At 66.8% G+C, this 21,230-nt stretch carries 19 protein-coding genes and 1 other RNA gene; 11 read left to right on the top strand and 9 right to left on the bottom strand.

Annotation, left to right across the window (positions count from 1 at the left end):
* The first annotated feature begins 8 nt into the window (after positions 1-8).
* Positions 9-1,400, top strand: a complete 1,392-nt coding sequence (locus GN331_RS11980; protein WP_231734478.1) for a glycoside hydrolase family 47 protein — start codon at positions 9-11, stop codon at positions 1,398-1,400.
* Positions 1,401-1,409: 9 nt separating this feature from the next.
* Here GN331_RS11980 and GN331_RS11975 read toward each other — a convergent pair whose 3' ends face one another.
* The 4 genes from GN331_RS11975 to ssrA form a co-directional block, all read right to left on the bottom strand.
* A complete protein-coding gene (locus GN331_RS11975; RefSeq protein ID WP_156642404.1) occupies positions 1,410-1,976 on the bottom strand; it encodes a sugar O-acetyltransferase in 567 nt (188 codons plus the stop codon).
* Positions 1,977-2,019: 43 nt separating this feature from the next.
* Positions 2,020-3,243 carry a beta-ketoacyl-ACP synthase I gene (gene fabB, locus GN331_RS11970; protein ID WP_156642402.1) on the bottom strand — a complete coding sequence of 408 codons (1,224 nt, stop codon included), beginning with the start codon at positions 3,241-3,243 and terminating at the stop codon, positions 2,020-2,022.
* A complete protein-coding gene (fabA, locus tag GN331_RS11965; RefSeq protein ID WP_156642401.1) occupies positions 3,243-3,758 on the bottom strand; it encodes a 3-hydroxyacyl-[acyl-carrier-protein] dehydratase FabA in 516 nt (171 codons plus the stop codon). Before fabA ends, fabB begins: the two co-directional genes overlap by 1 nt.
* A gap of 123 nt (positions 3,759-3,881) precedes the next feature.
* Positions 3,882-4,235: a transfer-messenger RNA gene (gene ssrA, locus GN331_RS11960) on the bottom strand.
* 108 nt (positions 4,236-4,343) lie between these two features.
* Here ssrA and GN331_RS11955 point away from each other — a divergent pair.
* On the top strand, positions 4,344-6,173 hold the full coding sequence (locus tag GN331_RS11955; protein WP_156642399.1) for a sensor histidine kinase: 1,830 nt from the start codon (positions 4,344-4,346) through the stop codon (positions 6,171-6,173).
* A gap of 18 nt (positions 6,174-6,191) precedes the next feature.
* On the opposite strand, the gene smpB is transcribed toward GN331_RS11955, so the two are convergent.
* A complete protein-coding gene (gene smpB, locus GN331_RS11950; RefSeq protein WP_156642397.1) occupies positions 6,192-6,713 on the bottom strand; it encodes an SsrA-binding protein SmpB in 522 nt (173 codons plus the stop codon).
* 59 nt (positions 6,714-6,772) lie between these two features.
* Between smpB and GN331_RS11945 the strand changes: the two genes are divergently transcribed.
* Together GN331_RS11945 and GN331_RS11940 are read left to right on the top strand one after the other, a co-directional pair.
* Complete coding sequence (locus GN331_RS11945; protein WP_156642395.1) at positions 6,773-7,204, top strand: type II toxin-antitoxin system RatA family toxin; 432 nt, start codon at positions 6,773-6,775, stop codon at positions 7,202-7,204.
* Between the two features lie 4 nt (positions 7,205-7,208).
* Positions 7,209-7,478, top strand: coding sequence for an RnfH family protein (locus GN331_RS11940; protein ID WP_156642393.1), 270 nt, complete (start codon positions 7,209-7,211; stop codon positions 7,476-7,478).
* Between the two features lie 3 nt (positions 7,479-7,481).
* Here the strand turns inward: GN331_RS11940 and GN331_RS11935 are convergent, their stop codons facing one another.
* Positions 7,482-7,883, bottom strand: coding sequence for an outer membrane protein assembly factor BamE (locus GN331_RS11935; RefSeq protein ID WP_156642391.1), 402 nt, complete (start codon positions 7,881-7,883; stop codon positions 7,482-7,484).
* A 49-nt stretch (positions 7,884-7,932) separates the two neighbouring features.
* Between GN331_RS11935 and fur the strand changes: the two genes are divergently transcribed.
* Positions 7,933-8,337: a ferric iron uptake transcriptional regulator gene (gene fur, locus GN331_RS11930; RefSeq protein WP_156642389.1), complete on the top strand. Its 405-nt coding sequence runs from the start codon at positions 7,933-7,935 to the stop codon at positions 8,335-8,337.
* A 4-nt stretch (positions 8,338-8,341) separates the two neighbouring features.
* Here the strand turns inward: fur and recN are convergent, their stop codons facing one another.
* Positions 8,342-10,012 (bottom strand): DNA repair protein RecN, encoded by a 1,671-nt coding sequence (gene recN, locus GN331_RS11925; protein WP_156642387.1) that lies wholly within the window; start codon positions 10,010-10,012, stop codon positions 8,342-8,344.
* Between the two features lie 98 nt (positions 10,013-10,110).
* Between recN and hrcA the strand changes: the two genes are divergently transcribed.
* The 5 genes from hrcA to GN331_RS11900 all read left to right on the top strand — a co-directional run bounded on the left by hrcA (position 10,111) and on the right by GN331_RS11900 (position 16,856).
* Positions 10,111-11,166 (top strand): heat-inducible transcriptional repressor HrcA, encoded by a 1,056-nt coding sequence (gene hrcA / locus GN331_RS11920; protein ID WP_156642385.1) that lies wholly within the window; start codon positions 10,111-10,113, stop codon positions 11,164-11,166.
* A 69-nt stretch (positions 11,167-11,235) separates the two neighbouring features.
* A complete protein-coding gene (gene grpE / locus GN331_RS11915; protein WP_156642382.1) occupies positions 11,236-11,751 on the top strand; it encodes a nucleotide exchange factor GrpE in 516 nt (171 codons plus the stop codon).
* A gap of 107 nt (positions 11,752-11,858) precedes the next feature.
* Positions 11,859-13,775: a molecular chaperone DnaK gene (gene dnaK, locus GN331_RS11910; protein WP_156642380.1), complete on the top strand. Its 1,917-nt coding sequence runs from the start codon at positions 11,859-11,861 to the stop codon at positions 13,773-13,775.
* Between the two features lie 7 nt (positions 13,776-13,782).
* Positions 13,783-14,913, top strand: a complete 1,131-nt coding sequence (gene dnaJ, locus GN331_RS11905; RefSeq protein ID WP_156642379.1) for a molecular chaperone DnaJ — start codon at positions 13,783-13,785, stop codon at positions 14,911-14,913.
* A gap of 68 nt (positions 14,914-14,981) precedes the next feature.
* A complete protein-coding gene (locus GN331_RS11900) occupies positions 14,982-16,856 on the top strand; it encodes a DUF3857 domain-containing transglutaminase family protein (RefSeq protein WP_156642377.1) in 1,875 nt (624 codons plus the stop codon).
* A gap of 30 nt (positions 16,857-16,886) precedes the next feature.
* Here the strand turns inward: GN331_RS11900 and GN331_RS11895 are convergent, their stop codons facing one another.
* Together GN331_RS11895 and GN331_RS11890 are read right to left on the bottom strand one after the other, a co-directional pair.
* A complete protein-coding gene (locus GN331_RS11895; protein ID WP_156642375.1) occupies positions 16,887-18,413 on the bottom strand; it encodes a tyrosinase family protein in 1,527 nt (508 codons plus the stop codon).
* 173 nt (positions 18,414-18,586) lie between these two features.
* Entirely contained in the window at positions 18,587-20,128 is a 1,542-nt protein-coding gene (locus tag GN331_RS11890) for a tyrosinase family protein (protein WP_197427111.1), read from the bottom strand.
* A 215-nt stretch (positions 20,129-20,343) separates the two neighbouring features.
* On the opposite strand from GN331_RS11890, the gene dapB reads away from it, so the two are divergent.
* Entirely contained in the window at positions 20,344-21,075 is a 732-nt protein-coding gene (dapB, locus tag GN331_RS11885) for a 4-hydroxy-tetrahydrodipicolinate reductase (protein WP_156642370.1), read from the top strand.
* Positions 21,076-21,230 lie beyond the last annotated feature (155 nt).

The following is a 21,230-nucleotide window of genomic DNA, read 5'->3' as shown; positions in this document are numbered from 1 at the left end:
CGACCCACATGTTCAAATCGCGTACGTTGTTGTTGTCGTTTCTGTTGGTCCCGATGCTCGGCATCGCCGCGGAGAAGCCTGCCGCGCCCGCCGTCGCGCAGACCGTCGACGATGCCGAAGCCGCGCGCCTGGCCGCGCAGGTCAAGACCGAATTCCTGCACGCATGGGGCGGTTACAAAACGCATGCGTGGGGACACGACGCCCTCAAGCCGCTGAGCAAGGCGTCGCAGGACTGGTATGCGCAGTCGCTGTTGATGACGCCGGTCGATGCGCTCGACACGATGGTGCTCATGGGCCTGGACGAGGAAGCGAAGGGCGCGCGCGAGTTGATCGCCACGCAGCTCTCGTTCGACAAGGACCTGGACGTCAAGCATTTCGAAGTCGTAATCCGCCTGCTCGGCGGCTTGCTCTCCGCTTATCAGCTCACCGGCGACGAGCGCCTGCTCAAGCAGGCCGAAGATCTCGGCACGCGCTTGCTGCCGGCCTTCGACACACCGACGGGCCTGCCGTACGTGAACGTCAACCTGCGCACCGGCAAAGGGCAGGGCGTCGAAAGCAATCCGGCCGAAGCCGGCACGCTGCTGCTCGAGTACGGCACGCTGAGCAAACTCACCGGCAACCCGGTGTTCTACGAGAAGGCCAAGCGCGCCCTGGTCGAAACCTACAAGCGCCGCTCGAAACTCGACCTGGTCGGCGAGCGCTTCGATGTCGTCACCGGCAAATGGACGAACACCAGCAGCCACATCGGTGCGCGCATCGATTCGTACTACGAGTATCTGTGGAAGTGCTGGAAGCTGTTCGACGACAAGGAATGCCTGGCGATGTGGACGCCGAGCGTCGCCGCCGCCAATCGCTATAACGCCGAGGAGGTCGACGGCGCGCTCTGGTTCGGTCAGGTGGACATGCACACCGGCAAGCGCACGGGCCACGAATACGGCGCGCTCGACGCGTTCTATCCCGGCCTGCTCGCGTATTCGGGCGATATCGATCGCGCACGACGCCTGCAAGATTCGTCGTTCGCTATGTGGAACCTGCACGGCATCGAACCCGAGGCCTACGACTACCGCAAGCGCGAGATCACGTCGGCCGGCTATCCCTTGCGGCCGGAAATCGTCGAATCCACCTGGTATCTGTACCGCCTCACCGGCGATCCGCAGTACCGCGTGATGGGCAAGAAACTGTTCGAAGACTTCGTCCGCCACTGCCGCACCGAAGCGGGATACGCGGCCATCGAAGACGTGACGACGATGAAGCAGGCCGACGACATGGAGAGCTTCGTGCTGGCCGAAACCTTCAAGTACTTCTACCTGTTGTTCGCGCCGCCCGAGACGATCGACCTGGAAAAGGTGGTGCTCAACACCGAGGCGCATCCGTTGCGGCGCGTTGTGCCGACACCGTAGTCGACTGCGCTAAAGCGATCGGATCACCCGGCACGGATTTCCGGCCGCGAACACGTCGGCCGGCAGATCGCGCGTCACCACGCTGCCGGCGCCGATGACCGAGCGCGGTCCGATCGTCACGCCCGGACAAAGGATCGCGCCGCCGCCGATCCAGACGTCGTCGCCGATCGCGATGGGTTTGGCGAACTCGCGGCCGCTGCGTCGCTCCACCGCATCCAGCGGGTGCGTGGCCGTGTAGACCTGCACCGCGGGACCGAACATGACGTTGTCGCCGATGGTGACGGGCGCGACATCGAGCACCACGCAGTTGAAGTTGAAGTAGACGTTCGCGCCGAGCGTGATGTTGGTGCCGTAGTCGCAGAAGAACGGCGCCGTGACGTACGTGTTACCCGGCGCGCCGAAGATCGCATCGGTCGCCGCGCGCCGCGCGTCGTCGGACGCCGACGCGGGCAGGGTGTTGAGGGCCTGGCAACGCGCGCGCGCGAGCAACCGCTCGGCAACGAGTTGCGGATCGTTGGCGAGATACATCTCGCCGGCGAGCATCTTGTCCTTCTCGGTGCGGTTCGAACCGTTCATCGCGAATGTGCGCACCGGGAAGTCGAAGTCCGGATCGACGCGATCAGACCGCGCGGAACACCAGGGTCGCGTTCGTCCCGCCGAAGCCGAAGCTGTTCGACATGACGCATCGCAGCTTCGCCTCGCGCATTTCGCGCAGCACGGGGAAGCTTTCCGCGCGCGGATCGAGCGTCTCGATGTTCGACGAGGCGGCCATGAATCCGCCCTCCAGCATCAACAGGCTGTAGATCGCCTCGTGGACGCTGGCCGCGCCGAGCGAGTGGCCCGTCAGGGCCTTGGTCGAGGACAGCGGCGGGATCGGCGCGTTGCCGAATGCGGCACGCACCGCTTCGAGTTCGACGATGTCGCCCGCGGGCGTCGAGGTGCCATGCGTGTTGAGGTAGTCGACCGGACCGACGCCTTGCCCGTCCAGGCCCGCCAGCGATTGCTTCATGCAGCGCGCCGCGCCTTCGCCGCTCGGCGCGACCATGTCGGCGCCGTCGGAGGTGACGCCGTAACCCACGAGTTCGGCGTGGATGCGGGCGCCGCGCTTCACCGCGTGTTCGTAATCTTCCAGCACCAGCATGCCGCCACCCGAACCGATGACGAAGCCGTCGCGATCGATGTCGTACGGCCGCGAGGCGCGCTCGGGCGTGTCGTTGTACTTGGTCGACAGCGCGCCCATCGCATCGAACTGCGAGGTCATCGCCCAGTGCAGTTCCTCGCCGCCGCCGGCGAACACGATGTCCTGCGCGCCGTGACGGATCAGGTCGGCCGCGGCGCCAATGCAGTGCGCCGACGTTGCGCACGCGGCGGACAGCGAATAGCTCACGCCGCGGATGCCGAAGGCCGTGGCGAGATTCGCCGACACCGTCGAGCACATCGTGCGCGGCACCATGTACGGGCCGATGCGACGCACGCCCTTTTCGCGCAGCAGGTCGCTGGTTTCGGTCTGCCAATGCGGCGAACCGCCGCCGGAACCGGCGATCAGGCCGGTGCGCAGGTCGTGCACCATGTCCTCGTCCAAGCCGGCATCGGCGATCGCCTGCTTCATCGACACGTAGGCATACGCCGCCGCGTCGCCCATGAAGCGTTTGAGCTTGCGGTCGATCAACGCATCGAAATCGATCTCGCAAACGCCGGCCACCTGGCTGCGCAGCCCATGGCTCGCCTGTTCGGGTGCCGCGCGCAGGCCGCTGCGGCCTGCACGCAGGGAGGCCGACACCGTGGCGGCATCGTTGCCGAGCGGCGACACGATGCCCATGCCCGTTACGACGACGCGACGCATCAGAAGCCCTCCGTCGATTGGAACAAGCCAACGCGCAGGCCTTGCGCTTCGTAGATCAGGCGATCGTCGACGTAGGTGCGGCCGTCGGCGATGACCATGCGCAGTTTGCCGCGCATCACGCGCTTGACGTCGATTTCGTAACGGACGAGCTTCGCTTCCGGCAGCACCTGCCCGGTGAACTTCACTTCGCCCACGCCCAGCGCACGGCCACGGCCGGGCTCGCCCAGCCAGGGCAGGAAGAAGCCCGCGAGCTGCCACATCGCATCCAGGCCCAGGCACCCGGGCATCACCGGGTCGCCTTCGAAATGGCAGGCGAAGAACCAGAGGTCGGGGCGAATGTCGAGTTCGGCGACCAGTTGGCCCTTGCCGAAGCCACCACCGTCCTCGGTGATGCGCGTGATGCGGTCGAACATCAGCATCGGAGGCGCGGGAAGGCGTGCGTTGCCCGGGCCGAACATCTCGCCGCGGGCACATTCGAGCAACTGCTGGTAATCGAGTGAAGCGGGGCGCGACATGCGTGGGTCCGGGGGAAGGAAAGGCCGATTGTCCACCGGAATGACTACCATGCGACATCGCATGGTTGCGTCAGCGACCGCAGCAAAAGAAAAGGCCCGCACTTGGCGGGCCTTTGCTTCAACTGGTGGAGGTGGGGGGAATTGAACCCCCGTCCGAAGGCACTCCATCCCCGGCACTACATGCTTAGCTCGCCGTTCGTTCTCGGCCTGCGGCAACACGACGTGCGAGGCACACCGCAGGACACACCCGCTTTAGGTTAAGTCGAAGCTGACGGGTCGCCACTCCAACCGATCCTGTGATGATGACCCTACATCCACGAGCACAGGCACAAGTGGGTTCGGGGCTAGGCCTTAAGCGGCCAGAGCGTAGACGTCGTCGTTCGCGTCTAGGTTTTTGCAGCTGGATTAACGAGGAAAGCTACCCCCTCGGCATGCGCCAAGCGATTTCGCGACCCCCGTCGAAGCCAGTGCACCCCCGGGAGACATCAAACACGCTGACCCGGGCAGTATAGGGGCGATACCGTGTAGGGCAAGGCGTGAAGGCCGTCGGCGCGCCACGGGTTCATTGCCGCTTATGCTTCGGCCATGCCGTCCGCGACGCGTCCCCCCGCCGCGCCCGACACTCTGCGTGCGACGCCGGGCTTCGCCGGTTTCGTGCTCGCGGTGCTCGTGCTGATCGCCACCGTGGCCCTGGTCGTCACGGCCTGGCATGCGGCGCGTGAGAACGAGCTGCGCAGCGCGCAGGCCGAATTCCACGCGTCGACGGAAGAAATCGTCGAGCTGTTGCAGCAACGCCTCGTCAATTACGAGCTCACGATCCGCGGGGGCGCGGCCTTGTTCGCCAGCGTCGCGCGGCCCAGTCCGAGCGAATGGCAGGCGTATGTCGATGGCCTGAGCCTGGCGCAACGCTTCCCGGCGATGACGGGCCTGGGCTATGCGGCGTACGTCAGCCGCTACGGCATGCAGCAGTTGCAGATCGACACGCGCGATGCCGGCCGCGGCCTGCTCACGATCTGGCCGCGCGGCGAACGCGAACGCTACGGCCCCATCCTGTATCTGGAACCGCGCACGGCGGAAAACCTCAGCGCGGTCGGCTTCGACATGTATTCCGAACCCGCGCGCCGCGCCGCGATGGTGGCCGCGATGCACGAAGCGATGCCGCGCATGAGTTCGCGCGTGAAGCTGGTGCAGGACCTGGATCCGAAGGCCGGCGGGTTCCTGTTGTACGTGCCGGTGTTTCCCGGTGGCATCGCGCCTTCGACCGTCGTGCAGCGCGAAAGCGCGATCACCGGTTGGGTGTACGCGCCCATTCGCGCCAAGCGCTTCGTCGAAGTGGCGCTCGCGCCGATCAAGCGCTCGGTGACCTTCCGCCTGTTCGACGTCACCGAAGGCGGCCGCGAGTTGGTCTATGGCGATCCCAACTATCGCGAAGGCGATGCGGCGGCCTTCCACGAAACGACCACGGTGCGCGCGTACGGGCGGCAATGGCGTTTCGACTTCGCCTCCGGGCCGCTCGATGACGCCGTGCCCGGTTTGGCGCCGCTGCGCACGGCCCTGATCGTCGGGCTGCTGTCGTCGCTGTTGTTGTTCGGCATCGTGTGGTCGCTTGCGCATACCGAACTGCGCGCGCAACGCCTGGCCGCGCGCATGAGCCTGGCCGCGCGACGCAGCGAGGCGCGCGTGGTCGCGTTGAACCGCAGCCTGGAAGCGCGCGTGGAAACACGCACGCGCGAATTGAGCGAGGCCAATCGCGAACTGGAAACCTTCGCGTACTCGGTGTCGCACGACCTGCGCGCGCCCTTGCGTGCGATCGAAGGCTTCAGCCGCGTGCTCGACGATCGCTATGCACCCGTGCTCGACGACACGGGTCGCGGGTATCTGGAACGCGTGCGCAACGCGGCCGCTCGCATGAGCGAGTTGATCGAAGGGCTGCTGAAACTCTCGCGCGTGGCGCGCGGCGATCTCGTTCCCGAGCGCCTGGATCTTTCGCGCATGGCCGGCGAAATCATCGCCGACCTGCGCACCGCCGAACCGCATCGCCCCGTCACCGTCGACATCGCGCCGACACTGGTCGCCACCGCGGACCCCGCGATGGTGCGCAGCCTGCTGCTGAACCTGCTCGGCAATGCGTGGAAGTTCACGCGCGATCGCGAGCAGGCGTTCATCGCCTTCGGCCAACACGACGATGGCGAAACCTTCTACGTGCAGGACAACGGCATCGGCTTCGACCAGGCCTATGTCGACAAACTCTTCCGCCCGTTCCAGCGCCTGCACGACGACGCGCAATTCGCCGGCGAAGGCATCGGGCTTGCGACGGTCAAGCGCATCGTCGAGCGCCACGGCGGCACGATCACCGCGACGGGCGAGGCAGGGAAGGGCGCGGTGTTCGCCTTTACGCTGAGACTGCCGACGTAACCCCTGCCGACGTCGGGATCACGCGTTCTTGTTGTGCCGGCGCAACAGCCGCTGCTTCTCGCGGTTCCAGTCGCGTTCCTTGCTGGCTTCGCGCTTGTCGTGCGTCTGCTTGCCGCGCGCCAGGGCGAGTTCGGCCTTGACCTTGTTGCCCTTCCAGTAGATCGCCGTTGGAATCAGCGTGTAACCGTCGCGTTGCACGCGTCCGATGAGCTCGTCGATCTCGCGGCGATGCAGGAGCAACTTGCGCGTGCGGTGGGCGTCGGCGATGACATGCGAGGACGCCGAGATCAACGGCGTGATCTGCGCGCCGAACAGGTACAGCTCGCCGTCCTTCACGATCGCGTAGGCCTCGCCGATGTTGGAGCGCCCGGCGCGGATGGCCTTGAGCTCCCAACCCTGCAGGGCGATGCCGGCTTCGACCTTCTGCTCGAAGTGATACTCGTGTTTCGCCCGCTTGTTCAGGGCGATGGTCTTCTGCGCGGGCGCCTTCGCCGCGCCGGACGCCGGCTTTCCCTTATCCTTGGCCACTTTCTTGTTCATCCCGCCATTCTCGCCGAAGCGGACCGCGCAGGCGAACCCGAACCCGAACATCAGGCCCGATGCCCACGATCCAGCGCAGCGCCCTCGTCGAACACTCCGCCGCCCGCATGTTCGGGCTGGTGAACGACATCGCGGCCTATCCGCGGCGTTTCGACTGGTGCGAGGCCGCGCAGGTGATCGAACAGGACGACAAGCGCGTGGTCGCGCGGCTGGACCTGGGGCTGGGCTCGCTGCGCACGTGGTTCACCACGGAGAACAAGCTCTCGCCGCCGCACCACATCGACATGCACCTGAAGGACGGGCCGTTCAAGAAGCTGCATGGCCGCTGGCAGTTCCATGCGCTGGACGAGTCGGCGTGCAAGGTGACGCTGACGCTCGACTTCGAACCGAAGAACAAGTTGCTGGGGCCGGCCTTCGCGCTGGGCTTCCAGGGGCTTGCCGACCGCATGGTCGACGATTTCGTGCGCGCGGCCGACCGCGGCGCGGAGTAGGCGCATGCGCGTGGAGATCGTGCTGGCGGTGCCGCGGGCCTTCGAGTCGTGGCCACTGACCTTGCCGATCGGCGCGACGGTGGCGCAGGCGCTGGAATCGGCGGGATTCACGCCCGAAGCGCTGGTGGCGCGGGGCATCGACGGTCTGGCACTGCATGGCGTGCGCACGACACCGGAGGCGGTGTTGCGCGACGGGGACCGGATCGAGTTGCTGCGTCCGCTCGTGGCGGACCCGAAGGACGCGCGCCGGCGACGCGCCGCGCGCCCGAAGTAACGATCAGCGGCTGCGCTGCTGCTGCTTCTTCTTCTTGTCGATCGGCAGGTTGCCGTAGTGGTCGCGCATTTCCCGGGCGAGCGCTTCGTCCTGCTCACCGAAGTATTCGCCGTCCCACTTGGCGAGCTGGTCGTTTTCGAACCACAACGTCAGCGTCTTCTTTTCGGTCGGGCCGACGCGGCCGGTGCGCTGCGTGGCGACGTAATCCCAGCGATCGTGATGGAAGGGATCGGCGACGGAGGGCGAGCCGAGCAGGTTCATCACCTGGCGCTTGTCCATGCCTTGCTGGAGTTGCTCGACGTTGGACTTCTCGAGCAGGTTGCCCTGGTAGATCGGCGTGCGATAGAGCATGCCGCAGCCCGAGGTGAGGGCGGTCAGGGCGAGGGCGATGAGCAGCTTGCGCATTCGGTGGTCTGGTCGGCGCGGGGAGGGGGCGATGATACACTCCGCCGCCATGGAACAGCAGGATCTCCGCAAGGCCGGGCTCAAGGTCACGCATCCGCGGATGCGGATCCTCGAGCTGCTGGAGCAAACCCGCCCGCGGCACATGACGGCGGAAGACATTTATCGGCAGTTGCTGGACCACGGGGACGAGATCGGGCTGGCCACGGTCTACCGCGTGCTGACCCAGTTCGAGTCCGCCGGCCTGGTCCTGAAGCACAACTTCGAGGGCGGCCACGCGGTCTACGAGCTCGATCGCGGGGAACACCACGACCACATGGTCGACATCGAGACCGGCAAGGTCATCGAGTTCCAGAGCGCCGAGATCGAAGAACTGCAGAAGCAGATCGCAGCCAAACATGGCTACGAGATCGAGGAACACGCGTTGGTGTTGTACGTGCGCAAGAAGCGCTCGTAAGGCGTCAGTTCGCGTCGGCCAACAAGCGCCTGGCCGCCGCCCGCGCTTCCTTGCTCACTTCCACGCCGCCCAGCATCCGGGCGAGTTCTTCTTCGCGTTCCTTCGCTTCCAGCTTGCGCACCGCGCTCTGGGTCATGCCTTCGCTGGCGGCCTTGCTGACGCGATAGTGCGCATGCCCCTGCGCCGCGACCTGCGGGAGGTGGGTCACGCACAAGGCCTGGCGTTTGCCGCCCAGGGCGCGCAGTTTCTGGCCGACGATGTCGGCCACCGCGCCGCCGATGCCTGAATCCACTTCGTCGAAGATCATCGTCGGCACGGCGTCCAGGCCGAGCGCGGCGACTTCGATCGCCAGCGAGATGCGCGAGAGTTCACCGCCCGAGGCGACCTTGCGCAGCGCGCGCGCCGGTTGGCCGAGGTTGGCGGCGACGAGGAATTCGATGCGTTCGGCGCCCTGCGGGTCGGGGTCGGCGACGGCATTGGGTTCGATGGCGACGGAGAAGCGGCCCCCGCCCATGCCCAATTCGCCGATCAGCGTGGTCGTCGCACTCGACAACGTATCGGCGGCTTTCGTGCGCGCCTTCGTCAACGCCTTCGCCGCGGTCTGCCACGTCGCGCGCGCGGTTTCGATTTCGCCATCGAGGGCGCGAACGCGTTCCTCCGACCCTTGCAGCGCCGTGACTTCGGCGTCGATCGCATCGCGTTGCGCGGCCAGTGCGTCCGGCGTCACGCGATGCTTGCGGGCGAGGTCGTGCAGCAGCACGAGCTTGCGATCGAGCGTGTCGAACGCCGTCGGGTCGATGTCGAGATCGGCGCGCACGCGTTCGAGCAGTGAGGCCGCTTCGTCGATCTGGATCGCGGCGATTTCGAGCATCGCGTCGATTTCGGACAGGCGTGGTTCGTGATCGGCCTGGCGCGCGAGTTCGTTGCGGACCTGCTGCAACTGGCGACCGAGCGAGGGGCCGTCGTCGCTGCCCAGGCTCGCGCCCGCGCCATCGCACGCGGCGATCAGGCCGGCGGCGTGCGCATGGCGCTTGTGCGTGGCGACCAGATCGGCGAACGCGTCGGGCTCCAGCGCCTCGCGACGCAGTTCGGCAAGCTGGTGTTCGAGGAAAGCCATGCGATCGCCGGGATCGCCGCGTTGCGAGAGCGCGTCGCGTTCCTTCACCAGCGCCGACCAGCGACGCGCGGCCGCCTGCACATCGGCCAATTGCGCTTCGTTGCGACCGAAAGCGTCGAGCAGCGCGAGCTGGCTGCCGCGCGACATCAGGGCCTGGTGCTCATGTTGTCCGTGGATTTCGACGAGCAGACCGGCCAGTTCGGTCAGTTGCGCGATCGTCGCCGGCCGCCCGTTGATCCACGCCTTCGAACCGCCATCGGCGCGCAGCGTGCGGCGCAGCTGGCAGGCATCGCCGTCGTCGTCGAGTTCCTGTTCGCGCAGCCATGCGGCCGCTTCGGGCGCATCGTGGAGCGCGAAGACGGCGATCAATTCCGCGCGTTCGGCGCCGTGGCGCACCACGCCGCTGTCCGCGCGCGCGCCCGACAGGAAGCCGAGCGCATCGACGAGCAGCGACTTGCCCGCGCCGGTTTCGCCGGAAATCACGGTGAGGCCTGGGCCGAAATCGAGTTCGGCGGCGCGGACGACCGCGAAGTCCTGGATGGCGAGGTGCGTGAGCATGGCGTTAGCGTAAACGGTCCTGCGTCTCGCCCGAAGAGATTCGTGCCGGAAAACCGGTTCGGGTTGCGCGCTTTGCGCGGCGGGCTTATACCGCCCCCATGGCCTCACGACCGCCCGACGCCGATCTCGACCCGCGCGCACGCCAATTGTTGCGCACGCTGATCGCGCGCTACATCCGCGACGGCGAGCCCGTCGGCTCGCAAACCCTGGCGCGCCACGCGGGCCTGGACATCAGCCCGGCGACGATCCGCAACATCCTGTCGGACCTGGAAGAGGGCGGCCTGCTCACCTCGCCGCACACCTCCGCCGGGCGCATTCCCACGACGCAGGGTTATCGCGTGTTCGTCGATACGCTGCTGCAGGTCAAGCCGCTGCCCGAAGGGGAACTCGCGCGCCTGCGGAACGAGTTGCCGGTCGGTTCGGGAACGCAGGCGCTGCTCGGCAACGCATCGGAATTGTTGTCGGCGATGACGCACTTCGTCGGCGTCGTCGGCGTGCCCAAGCGCGAGCAGTTCGCGTTCCGCCACATCGACTTCGTTTCGCTCGACGCCAACCGCGTGCTCGCCATCGTCGTGTTCGCCGACAACGACGTGCAGAACCGCATCCTGCACACGCGCCGCGCGTGGGACGCCGGCGAACTCGAACGCGTGGCCAATTACCTCAACCAGCATTTCGCCGGCCGCCCGCTGCAGGACATTCGCACCACGCTCGTGCACGAACTGCGCGTGGCGCGGCTGGAGATGGAAACGCTGCTCGCGCACACCGTCGAGCTGGCCGAACAGGCGCTCGCGCCCGGCGGCGGCGACGATGTCGTGCTCGCCGGCCAGACGCGCCTGATGGGCGTGCAGGACCTCTCGGACCTGGATCGCCTGCGCGATCTGTTCGAAGCCTTCTCCCGCAAGCGCGAGATCCTGCAATTGCTCGAACGCACCGCCCGCGCGCCGGGCGTGCGCATCTTCATCGGCGAGGAAAGCGGGGTCGCGCCGCTGGAATCGGTCTCGCTGGTCACCGCGCCCTACGCCGCGGGCGGCCGTGTCCTCGGCGTGCTGGGCGTGATCGGCCCCACGCGCATGGCCTACGACCGCGTGATCCCGGTCGTCCAGGCGGCCGCCGGCGTGCTCGGCAAGGCGTTGGAGTCCGGCGCGGGGGGTTGAAAGCCGCTCGGTCCGGCCGCATCGCTGTGACCACGGGTGGCGAGGACGCCACCGAACGGACCGATTCGCATGATTCAGGAACCCACGCAGGAACCCCGGGACGCCGACGCGGCCCTCGACCCCGAGGACGCCTCGCACGACCAGATCGAAGCCCTCCGCGGCGAGATCGAACAACTCCGCGCCGAGCAACTGCGTGAGCGCGCCGACCTAGACAACCAGCGCAAGCGCCTGGCCCGCGATGTCGAGATGGCCCGCAAGTTCGCCAACGAACGCCTGCTTTCCGAGCTGCTGCCGCTGTTCGACAGCATGGAAGCCGGCCTGTCGGCCGCTGAAAAGGCCGACCCGCTGCGCGAAGGCATGGAGCTCACGCTCCGCCAGCTGCATCGCATCGCCGAGGCCAACGGCCTGCTCGAAGTGGCGCCCAAGCCGGGCGAGACCTTCGACCCCGACCGCCACCAGGCCATGAGCATGGTCGAGGCGGCCACGTTGCCGCCGGGCAGCGTCGTGCAGGTCTTCCAGAAAGGCTACGTGCTGAACGAGCGCCTGTTGCGCCCGGCACTGGTGGTCGTGGCGCGCCACGACTGAACGGGTTGCAGCCGCGGCTCTTGAAGCCGCCGCGCTGAACCCTACTTCACAGGCATTCGGGGCGGCACCGCCGCCAACAAAATTCAAAAGTTTCGGAGGGAGACAACATGGGCAAGATCATCGGCATCGACCTGGGCACGACGAACTCGTGCGTGGCGATCATGGAAGGCGGCAAGGCGCGCGTCATCGAGAACAGCGAGGGCGATCGCACCACCCCGTCCATCGTGGCCTACACCAAGGACGGCGAAGTCCTGGTCGGCGCCTCGGCCAAGCGCCAGGCGGTCACCAACCCGAAGAACACGTTCTTCGCGGTCAAGCGCCTCATCGGCCGCAAGTTCAAGGATGCCGAAGTCCAGAAGGACATCGGCCTGGTGTCGTACGCGATCGCCGAGCACGACAACGGTGACGCGTGGGTCGCCACCGCCGACGGCAAGAAGCTTTCGCCGCAGGAAGTCTCCGCGCGCGTGCTGGAGAAGATGAAGAAGACCGCCGAGGCCTACCTGGGCGAGCCGGTGACCGAAGCGGTCATCACGGTGCCGGCGTACTTCAACGACAGCCAGCGCCAGGCGACCAAGGACGCCGGCCGCATCGCGGGCCTGGAGGTCAAGCGCATCATCAACGAGCCGACCGCGGCCGCGCTGGCCTACGGCATGGACAAGAAGGGCGGCGACCGCAAGGTGGCCGTGTACGACCTCGGCGGCGGCACGTTCGACGTCTCGATCATCGAGATCGCGTCGGTCGACGGCGAGATGCAGGTCGAAGTGCTTTCCACCAACGGCGATACGTTCCTGGGCGGCGAAGACTTCGACAAGCGCGTCATCGATTACCTCGTCGAGGAATTCCTCAAGGACCAGGGCATCGACCTGCGCAAGGATCCGCTCGCGCTGCAGCGCCTGAAGGACGCGGCCGAGCGCGCGAAGATCGAGCTGTCCTCCGCGCAGCAGACCGAAGTGAACCTGCCGTACGTCACCGCCGATGCGTCGGGTCCCAAGCACCTGAACATCAAGCTCACGCGCGCCAAGCTCGAGGCGCTGGTCGACGACCTGGTCAAGAAGACCATCGAACCGTGCCGCATCGCGCTGAACGACGCCGGCCTGCGCGCCAGCGAAATCAGCGAAGTCATCCTCGTCGGCGGCCAGACCCGCATGCCGAAGGTGCAGACGATGGTGGGCGAGTTCTTCGGCAAGGAACCGCGCAAGGACGTCAATCCCGATGAAGCCGTCGCGCTCGGCGCGGCGATCCAGGGCGGCGTGCTCGCCGGCGACGTCAAGGACGTGCTGCTGCTCGACGTGACCCCGCTGAGCCTGGGCATCGAAACCCTCGGCGGCGTGTTCACCAAGATCATCGAGAAGAACACCACGATCCCGACCAAGGCTTCGCAGACCTTCTCCACCGCCGAGGACAACCAGTCCGCGGTGACGGTGCACGTGCTGCAGGGCGAACGCGAGCAGGCGCGCTACAACAAGTCGCTCGCGCGCTTCGACCTGTCGGGCATCGACGCCGCGCCGCGCGGCATGCCGCAGATCGAAGTGTCCTTCGACATCGACGCCAACGGCATCCTCCACGTGCACGCCAAGGACAAGAAGACGGGCAAGGAGCAGAAGGTCGAGATCAAGGCCGGCTCGGGCCTGTCGGACGAAGAAATCCAGCGGATGGTGCAGGACGCCGAAGCGCATCGCGAAGACGACAAGAAGTTCCATGAGCTCGTGCAGGCCCGCAACCAGGCCGACGCGCTGATCCACTCGGTGCGCAGCGCGATCACCGAGCACGGCAGCAAGGTCGGTGGCGAAGTGATCGGTCGCGTCGAAGGCGCGCTGTCGGATCTGGAAACCGCGATGAAGGGCGACGACAAGGGCCAGATCGAAGCGAAGACGCGTGCGCTGGAAGAAGTGGCGCAGACGCTTGCGGCGGCGGCCGGCGGGCAGGGCGGCGGCGACGCCGGCGGCCCGCAGGGTGGCGGCGCGGCGGGCGGCGACGACGTCGTCGATGCCGAGTTCACCGAGGTCAAGGACGACAAGAAGTAATCGACGGATGAAACGCGACTACTACGAAGTCCTCGGCGTGGCCCGGGACGCAAGCGACGATGACCTGAAGAAGGCCTACCGTCGCTCTGCGATGAAGCATCACCCGGACCGCAACCCCGGCGACCACGCCGCGGAAGCCGCGTTCAAGGAATGCAAGGAAGCCTACGAAGTGTTGTCGGAGCCGGCCAAGCGCCGCGTCTACGACCAGCACGGCCATGCCGCGTTCGAACACGGCATGGGCGGAGGCGGCGGGCCCGGCGGTGCCGGGTACGCCGACATGGGCGACATCTTCGGCGACATCTTCGGCAACATCTTCGGCGGTGGCGGCGCGCGCGGCGGTCCACGTCGCGGCGCCGACATCGGCTACGTGATGGAGCTGGATCTCGAAGAAGCGGTCGCGGGCATCGACAAGCGCATCGAAGTGCCCACATTGGTTTCGTGCCACCACTGCGCGGGCACCGGTTCCAACGACGGCATCCTCGAAGACTGCAAGACCTGCCACGGCCGCGGCCAGGTGCGCATGCAGCGCGGCATCTTCCAGATGCAGCAGACCTGCCCGCATTGCGCCGGGCGCGGCAAGACCATCCCCAATCCGTGCAAGCCGTGCATGGGGCAGGGCCGCCTGGAGGAAGAAAAAGTCCTCTCGGTGAAGATCCCCGCGGGCGTCGACAACGGCGACCGCATCCGCCTGCAGGGCGAAGGCGAAGCCGGTCCGTCCGGTACACCGCCGGGCGATCTGTTCGTCGAAGTGCGCGTGCGTCCGCACGACATCTTCGAACGCGACGGCGACGACCTGCATTGCGACATCCCGCTGCGCATTTCGCAGGCCGCGCTCGGCGACATCATCCGCGTGCCCACGCTGCACGGCGATCTCGAACTGCGCGTCCCCGCCGAAACGCAGACCGGCAAGGTCTTCCGCCTGCGCGATCGCGGCGTTCGCTCCGTGCGCAGCCGCGCGCCGGGCGATCTGTACTGCAAGGCCGTCGTCGAAACGCCGGTGAACCTCACCGCCGAACAACGCGACCTGCTCGAGAAGTTCGAAGCCACCTTCGTCGGCGACGGCGCGCGCAAGCACTCGCCCAAGTCGAGCACCTTCATCGACGGGGTGAAAGGTTTCTGGGATCGGATGACCAGCTGATCCGGGTCATGCGCTAGCATCCGGGGCAGCGCGCGGGAGGGGCCCGCGCCTGCAACGGAGAAGCATCAATGACGCAGGGATGGAAGCGTTGGCCGGTCGTGCTCGCGATGTTCGCGTGCGCGGCCACGATGGCCGCCGATGGCAAGGCGCAGAAGGCGGACACCGCACCGATGCGGCGCGAGACCTTCGCGCTCGACTATGTCGTGCAGGCCGACGGCACGTATGTCGAAACCCGCGAATCGACGATCAAGCTGCTCAAGGAGCCGGGCGTGGACTACATGCGCCAGGTCACGGTCGGCTACAGCACCAGCACCGAAGCGGTTGAAGTGCTGGAAGCCTACACGCGCAAGGCCGACGGCCGCCGCGTCGACGTGCCGAAGGACAATTACCAGAAGAGCGTCGAGGGCGGGGAGGGCGACGGCAACCCGGCGTTCTCCGACCGGACCACGCTTACCGTCGTCTATCCCGACCTGGAAGTCGGCGACACCGTCGGCCTGAAATACCGCACGACGGTCAAGACGCCGATCTTCGACGATCGCTTCTCCACCGTCGAAGCGTTCGACGAGGCCCGCTACGAAGGCGACGTGCGCGTGCGCATCGACGCGCCCGAGTCCATGCAGCCGCGCTGGAAAGCCTGGGGCCTGAAGGAATCGCGCAACGCGCTGCAGGACGACCGCCGCGTCGTCGAATGGACGTGGCAGAACCGCGCGCCGGTGGAATCCGAACGCAAGGACTGGAGCGTCTACAGCTTCGGCGACTCGCCTTCGCTGCTGTATTCCACTTTCCAGGACAACGCGCAGATCGCGCAGGCCTACGGCGTCCGCGCACTGCCCAAGGCGGTGCCGGACGATCGCATCCGCAAGCTCGCCGACGAGATCGCGAAGGGCAAGCAGGGCGAGCGCGACGTCGCGCATGCGCTCTACGACTGGGTCGCGACGAACATTCGTTACGCCGGCAATTGCATCGGCCTGGGCGCCGTCGTGCCGCGCGACACCACCTTCGTGCTCGACAACCGCATGGGCGACTGCAAGGACCATGCGACGCTGCTGCAGGCATTGCTGACCGCCAAGGGCATCGAGAGCCGCCAGGCGCTGGTGAACGCCAGCTCCAGCTACACGCTGCCCGAGGTGCCCGTCGTTTCGATGGTCAACCACGTCATCAACTATCTGCCGGGCCTGGACCTGTATGTCGATTCGACATCCGATTCCACGCCGTTCGGTTCGCTGCCGCCGAACGTGGCGGGCAAGCCCGTGCTGCTCGTCGGCGGCCCGGTGGCCGTGTCGAAGACGCCCGCGCACGCGGACGAGCGCAACGTGCACAAGGTCGACGTGACCATGAAGATCGCCGCCGACGGCTCGGTGGACGGCACGATGTCCGCGCAGTTCGGCGGGATGTTCGCGGAGATGACGCGCGCCTCGCTGCGCAACATCGACGAAGAAACGCGCAAGGATCTGGTCTCGAAGATGTTCCAGGGACATACGGCCAAGGGCAACATCGCCTGGCCGGATGCCAAGCCGCTGCTCGACACGCATTCGCTGACGGCCGACTTCCAGGTCGAACAGTTGCTGCCGGTGCCGGGCGCGTTCCCGGTGCGGCCGCCGATGTACGTGCCGCGTCCGATCGAATCGCTCGCCGCGCAGGAATCCGACACGGCCCATCCCTCGGCGTGCGTGGGCGCGACGTTCGAAGAAACGTATCGACTGGAATTCGCCGAGGGCATGCAGGTCATCGCGGTGCCGCCGGCGGTGACCCTCGATGGCCCGGCGCTTCGCTACGTCGCCACGACGACGCGGGCCGGCAACGTCGTGACGATCCATCGCCTGCTGGAGGATCGCGCGAAGGGCCCGATCTGCTCGGCCGCCTTCAACGCCGATTACGCCGCGCAGCTGAAGAAGGTGCGCGCCAACGTGCAGGCGCAACTGGTGTACGCGACGAAGGAGTGATCCTTCAGCGCCTGCGCGCCTGGTCCGGCGTTACTGCCGGACCAGGTCGACCTGGGCGACCATCGCATCGGCGCCCGTTTCTGGTTTGCCGCCCGGCACGATTTTCACGAACAGCATCTCGCGCGTCGTACTGGCGCGCGGTCGCTTGGCCATGCCGGACAGCAATGCGGTGACGTCGAAGCTGTAGAAATTCTCGCCGAGCGCGGTGTCGAGCTTGCTGCCGCCGCCGTGTTCGTGGAATTCAGCGTCGAAGAAGTTGATGTTGCCGACGTAGTTCGCGGCATCGGTGCCCGCGGTCGGCGATGCGCACAGGTACACGTGGTAGAGCACGCCCGGCTGTTTCCACGCGTGCAGCTTGCGCAGCACGAGGAAGGTGCGGCGCGCATCGCTCGTGTCCAGGCCGAGCATGTCGGTGGCGCGTGCGTTCGCAAGGCGCGCGAGTTTCACCGTCGTCGGCGCGGCGCCCAGGTTCACCATGTTCACGGCCGAGGCGACCTTCTGCGCACCGGACACAGCCTTCGCGGCGAGCGTGGCCGGCGGCGGCGTGGTCGGCGCGACCGGCGGACGCGGGAAGAACGCGTCGTAGTCGTACCCCAGCTGCAGCGCGCTGAAGAGATTCTTGATGCTGCGCGTCGAACGCAGGCCGCGCTCGTCGGCCATCACGAAGGCGTTGTTGATCCACGGGTTGGCGACGGCATCGGTCGGGTTCTTGTTGCCGTTCTTGTTCCAGCTCGCCCACATGCGGTCGATGTTGCAGTGGTGCACGAAGAACAGCGGGTCGTTGCCCGCGTACGGCACCGCGCCCATGCCGCGCGTGTTGCCCACCAGGGTGTGGATGCGGCCGTGGATGGTCGAATCCAGCGTGCGGCCGAAGCCGGTGACGCTGCCGACGGTGCTGTAATTGGTCTTCGACATCGCTTCGTCGATGTTCATCGCATCGCCCGGTTGCAGGGCGTGGATGGGCAGGCCGTTGTTCGCGCGCGCCACGCGATTCGGGCGATACAGCACGCCGAACACCGGATCGTCGGGCATGCGGAACTGCAGCGGCACCACGCCGCGCTGCGCCGGGTCGGCGGAGGTGTAGTTCCAATAGGGCATCGCGAAATCCACGCGCCCGGTGACGGTGCGGATGATGCGTTCGAGCATCCAGACGTAATAGCGATGCCACGGCAGGAAGTTGTTCGAACTCTGGCCGGCATGCGATTGGCACGTGTTCCAGACTTCTTCGGCGAGCGTGCGCTGCGGCGTGAGCGTTTCGCCCCACACGCGCGCCACTTCGTTGGTCTTGTCGGTCGCGCCGTCGACGAAGTGGGTGTACCACTGCCACATCCAGCTCGAAGGATTGTCGGGCGTCATCGCCTGCATCGCGCGCAGGCCGTTGGCATACGTCGCCAGCATGTCCAGGCCGCCGGGCGTGGACAGGTCGCAGCGCAGGCTGGTGGCCGCACGCGCGTTGCGCGCGAAGCCGAACACCAGCGGCGCGGCCGCGATGCCCTTGAGCAAATTGCGTCGGGTGACGCTGCTCAACGTCAGGTTGCTTGAAGTCAGGTCGCTCACGATGGTTCTCCTGCGATTTCGTGCAGCAGAAGAACTCACGCCCCCCGCCGCGATATCCCGAGCTTGCCCGTCGCCCGGGTGACGGCAGGGTGTAAGCGGCTCTCGTGGAACGCGAAGTGCAGCCCCCCTGCCTTCACCGCGCGCCCGCTGCCGGGCGCGCGGTGGATGCGTCGTTACTGACGCACCAATTCGATGCTGGCGACCATGCTGCCGGCGCCCGCGCGGGGCTTGCCGCCCGGCACGAAGGTCACCTGCAGTGCATCGCGCGCCACCGCGCCACTACGCTCGTAACGACGCAGCAGATCGGTCACGTCGAAGCTGAAGAAGTTCTCGCCCAGGGCGGTGTCGAGATTCGCTCCCTTGCCACCGTGGTCGTGGAATTCGGCGTCGAAGAAGTTGATCGCGCCCACGTAGGTGTTCTTGTTGAGCGCATTGCCCTTCGCCGGTCCCAGGTACACGTGGTAGAGCACTTCCGGTTGTTTCCACGTATGCAGGTTCTTCAACACCAGGTAGGTGCGTTGCGGTGCGGTCGCGGGCACCAGGCCGAGGACCGGGGACACCTGCTTCGCAGCCGCCAGGCGTTCCACGCTCACGCGCGTATTGGTCGCGCCCAGTTCGGCCATCTTCACCGACGAGGCGACGCGTTCGGGCGTGCTCGCCATCAATGCGGCGACACGCTGCACCGTGGTGAGGGTCTTCTTCTTCTTCGGTGCCTGTTGCGCCGGTTGTTCCGGCGGCGGCGGCGGCGGAGGCGGCGGTGCGATCAGCGAGTCGTACTGATAGCCCAGCACGCTCGTGCTGAAGAAGTCCTTGAGCCTGCCCGTCACGCGCTGGCCCAGGCGATCGGCGAATACGAACTGCGTGTTGCCCCACGTCGAAACGGGGTTCACGCCGGCGTAGTTCTGGTTCCAGCTCGCCCACATGCGGTCGATGGTGGAGTGGTGCACCCAGAACAGCGGGTCGCGCGCGGCGTAGGGCACCGCGCCCATGTTCGAGGCGGTACCCACGAGCACGTGGATGCGCCCGTGGATGTTGGAGTCGACCGAACGGCAGAAGCCCAGCACCGTGCCGACCGTGCTGTACGCCGCGCACGCCATCGTCGCGCTGATGTCCATCTGGTCGGTCGGCTGCGTCTTGTCGATGCGCTGGCCGGTGTTGGCGAGCGTCGTGCGATTGGAGCGATACAGCACGTTGAACACCGGATCGTTCGGCAGTCGGAACTGCAGCGGCAGGATGCCGCGCTTGAGCGGATCGGCCGAGGTGTAATCCCAATAGGGGAGGGTGAAGTCCGGCCGGCCGCTCACCTCACGGATGATCTGTTCGAAGAAGAACACGAACATGCGGTGCCAGGGCAGGAAGTGGTTGGTGTTCTGCCCGGCGTGCGACTGGCAGGTATTCCACATTTCGTTGGCGAGCATGCTCTGCGGCGTGACGGCAGTGCCGAAGATGCGCGCCTGCTCGGCGGCCTTGGTGGTCGCTCCGCTGACGAAGTGCGTGTACCACTGCCAGAGCCAACTGGTCGGATCGGTTTCGGGACGCGTGAGCATGATGCGCATCGCGTTGGCATAGGTCGTCAACATGTCCAGGCCTTGCGGCGTGGCGATGTCGTAACGCGTCAATGTCGTGCTCTGCGCGAACGCGTTGCTGGAAAGCCAGGCAGCCAGCGGCATGGCGCTGGCCCCTTGCAGGAAGCGGCGGCGGGACAGCGAAATCATGGTGGAACTCTCCGCAAGCGAATCAATGGTGTTGAAGTCGCCCGCGGATGGTCCTTCCCAGTCCCATCCATTCATTCCCGGCGCCCTTCGACACACAACACCGTGTTTCGCGTGAGATTCCGGTCACGGTCGGATCGATCCGCACGAGGAGTTCAGCAACGTCATCGCGGCTTCACGCATGGCGTGCGGAAAAGAGTTCCGCTAGCCTCACCCGCATGGACGAACCCATCACGCCGACATCACCCATCCGATTGCTCCTCCACGGCGCCAATGGCCGGATGGGGCAGGCGTTGCTGCGCCTGGCGGCGGAGCAACCGGACACCTTCACCCTCGTGGGTGCGGTGTCGCGCAAGGTGGGCCAGCGCGTGATCGACGGCGTGCCGCAATTCGCCTCGAGCGAACTCACCGCCGCGCCGGAGTGCGACGTCGTGGTCGACTTCAGTCTTCCCGAAGCCTTCGACGGCGTGCTCGCGTATTGCGTCGAGCATGGCCGCGCACTGGTCAGCGGGACGACGGGGATTTCCGACACGCAGCGCGCCGCGCTCGATGCGGCCGGCCAGCGCATTCCGGTGTTGTGGGCGTCGAACTTCAGCCTCGGCGTGGCGGTGCTCGCCGATCTGGTCGAGCGCGCCGCGCGCGCATTGCCCGGTTGGGACGTCGACATCGTCGAGCAGCACCACGTCCGCAAGCTCGACGCCCCGTCGGGCACGGCGCTCACCCTCGGCGATGCCGCGGGGCAGGGCGGTGCGATCCCGCGCTACGCATCGCTGCGCGCCGGCGATATCGTCGGTGAGCACACGGTGCAATTCGCCACCCTGGGTGAGCGGATCGAGCTGACGCACCGCGCGACCAGCCGCGACATCTTCGCCCGCGGCGCGCTCCACGCCGCCGCCTGGCTCGCGCGCCGGCCGCCCGCGCGCTACCGGATCGGCGACCTGCTGGGCTGATCGCAACGGGAAAGCGGCAGCATCGTTTGTCGGAAGCGTCCGGCATCGGTACAATCCCGGCTCGCCTGCCACCTGCCAGCACGGACCGGAAGAAACGCCGCGTTCGCGCTTTGCTGCAACCTCCGTCCGGGGGTTCGCCGCCAGGGGCATCCCCC

The sequence above is a fragment of the Noviluteimonas gilva genome (assembly GCF_009740395.1).
Classification (GTDB): domain Bacteria; phylum Pseudomonadota; class Gammaproteobacteria; order Xanthomonadales; family Xanthomonadaceae; genus Noviluteimonas; species Noviluteimonas gilva.
Note: the sequence above shows the minus strand (reverse complement) of the source record. Positions and strands in the feature narration are given on the sequence as shown.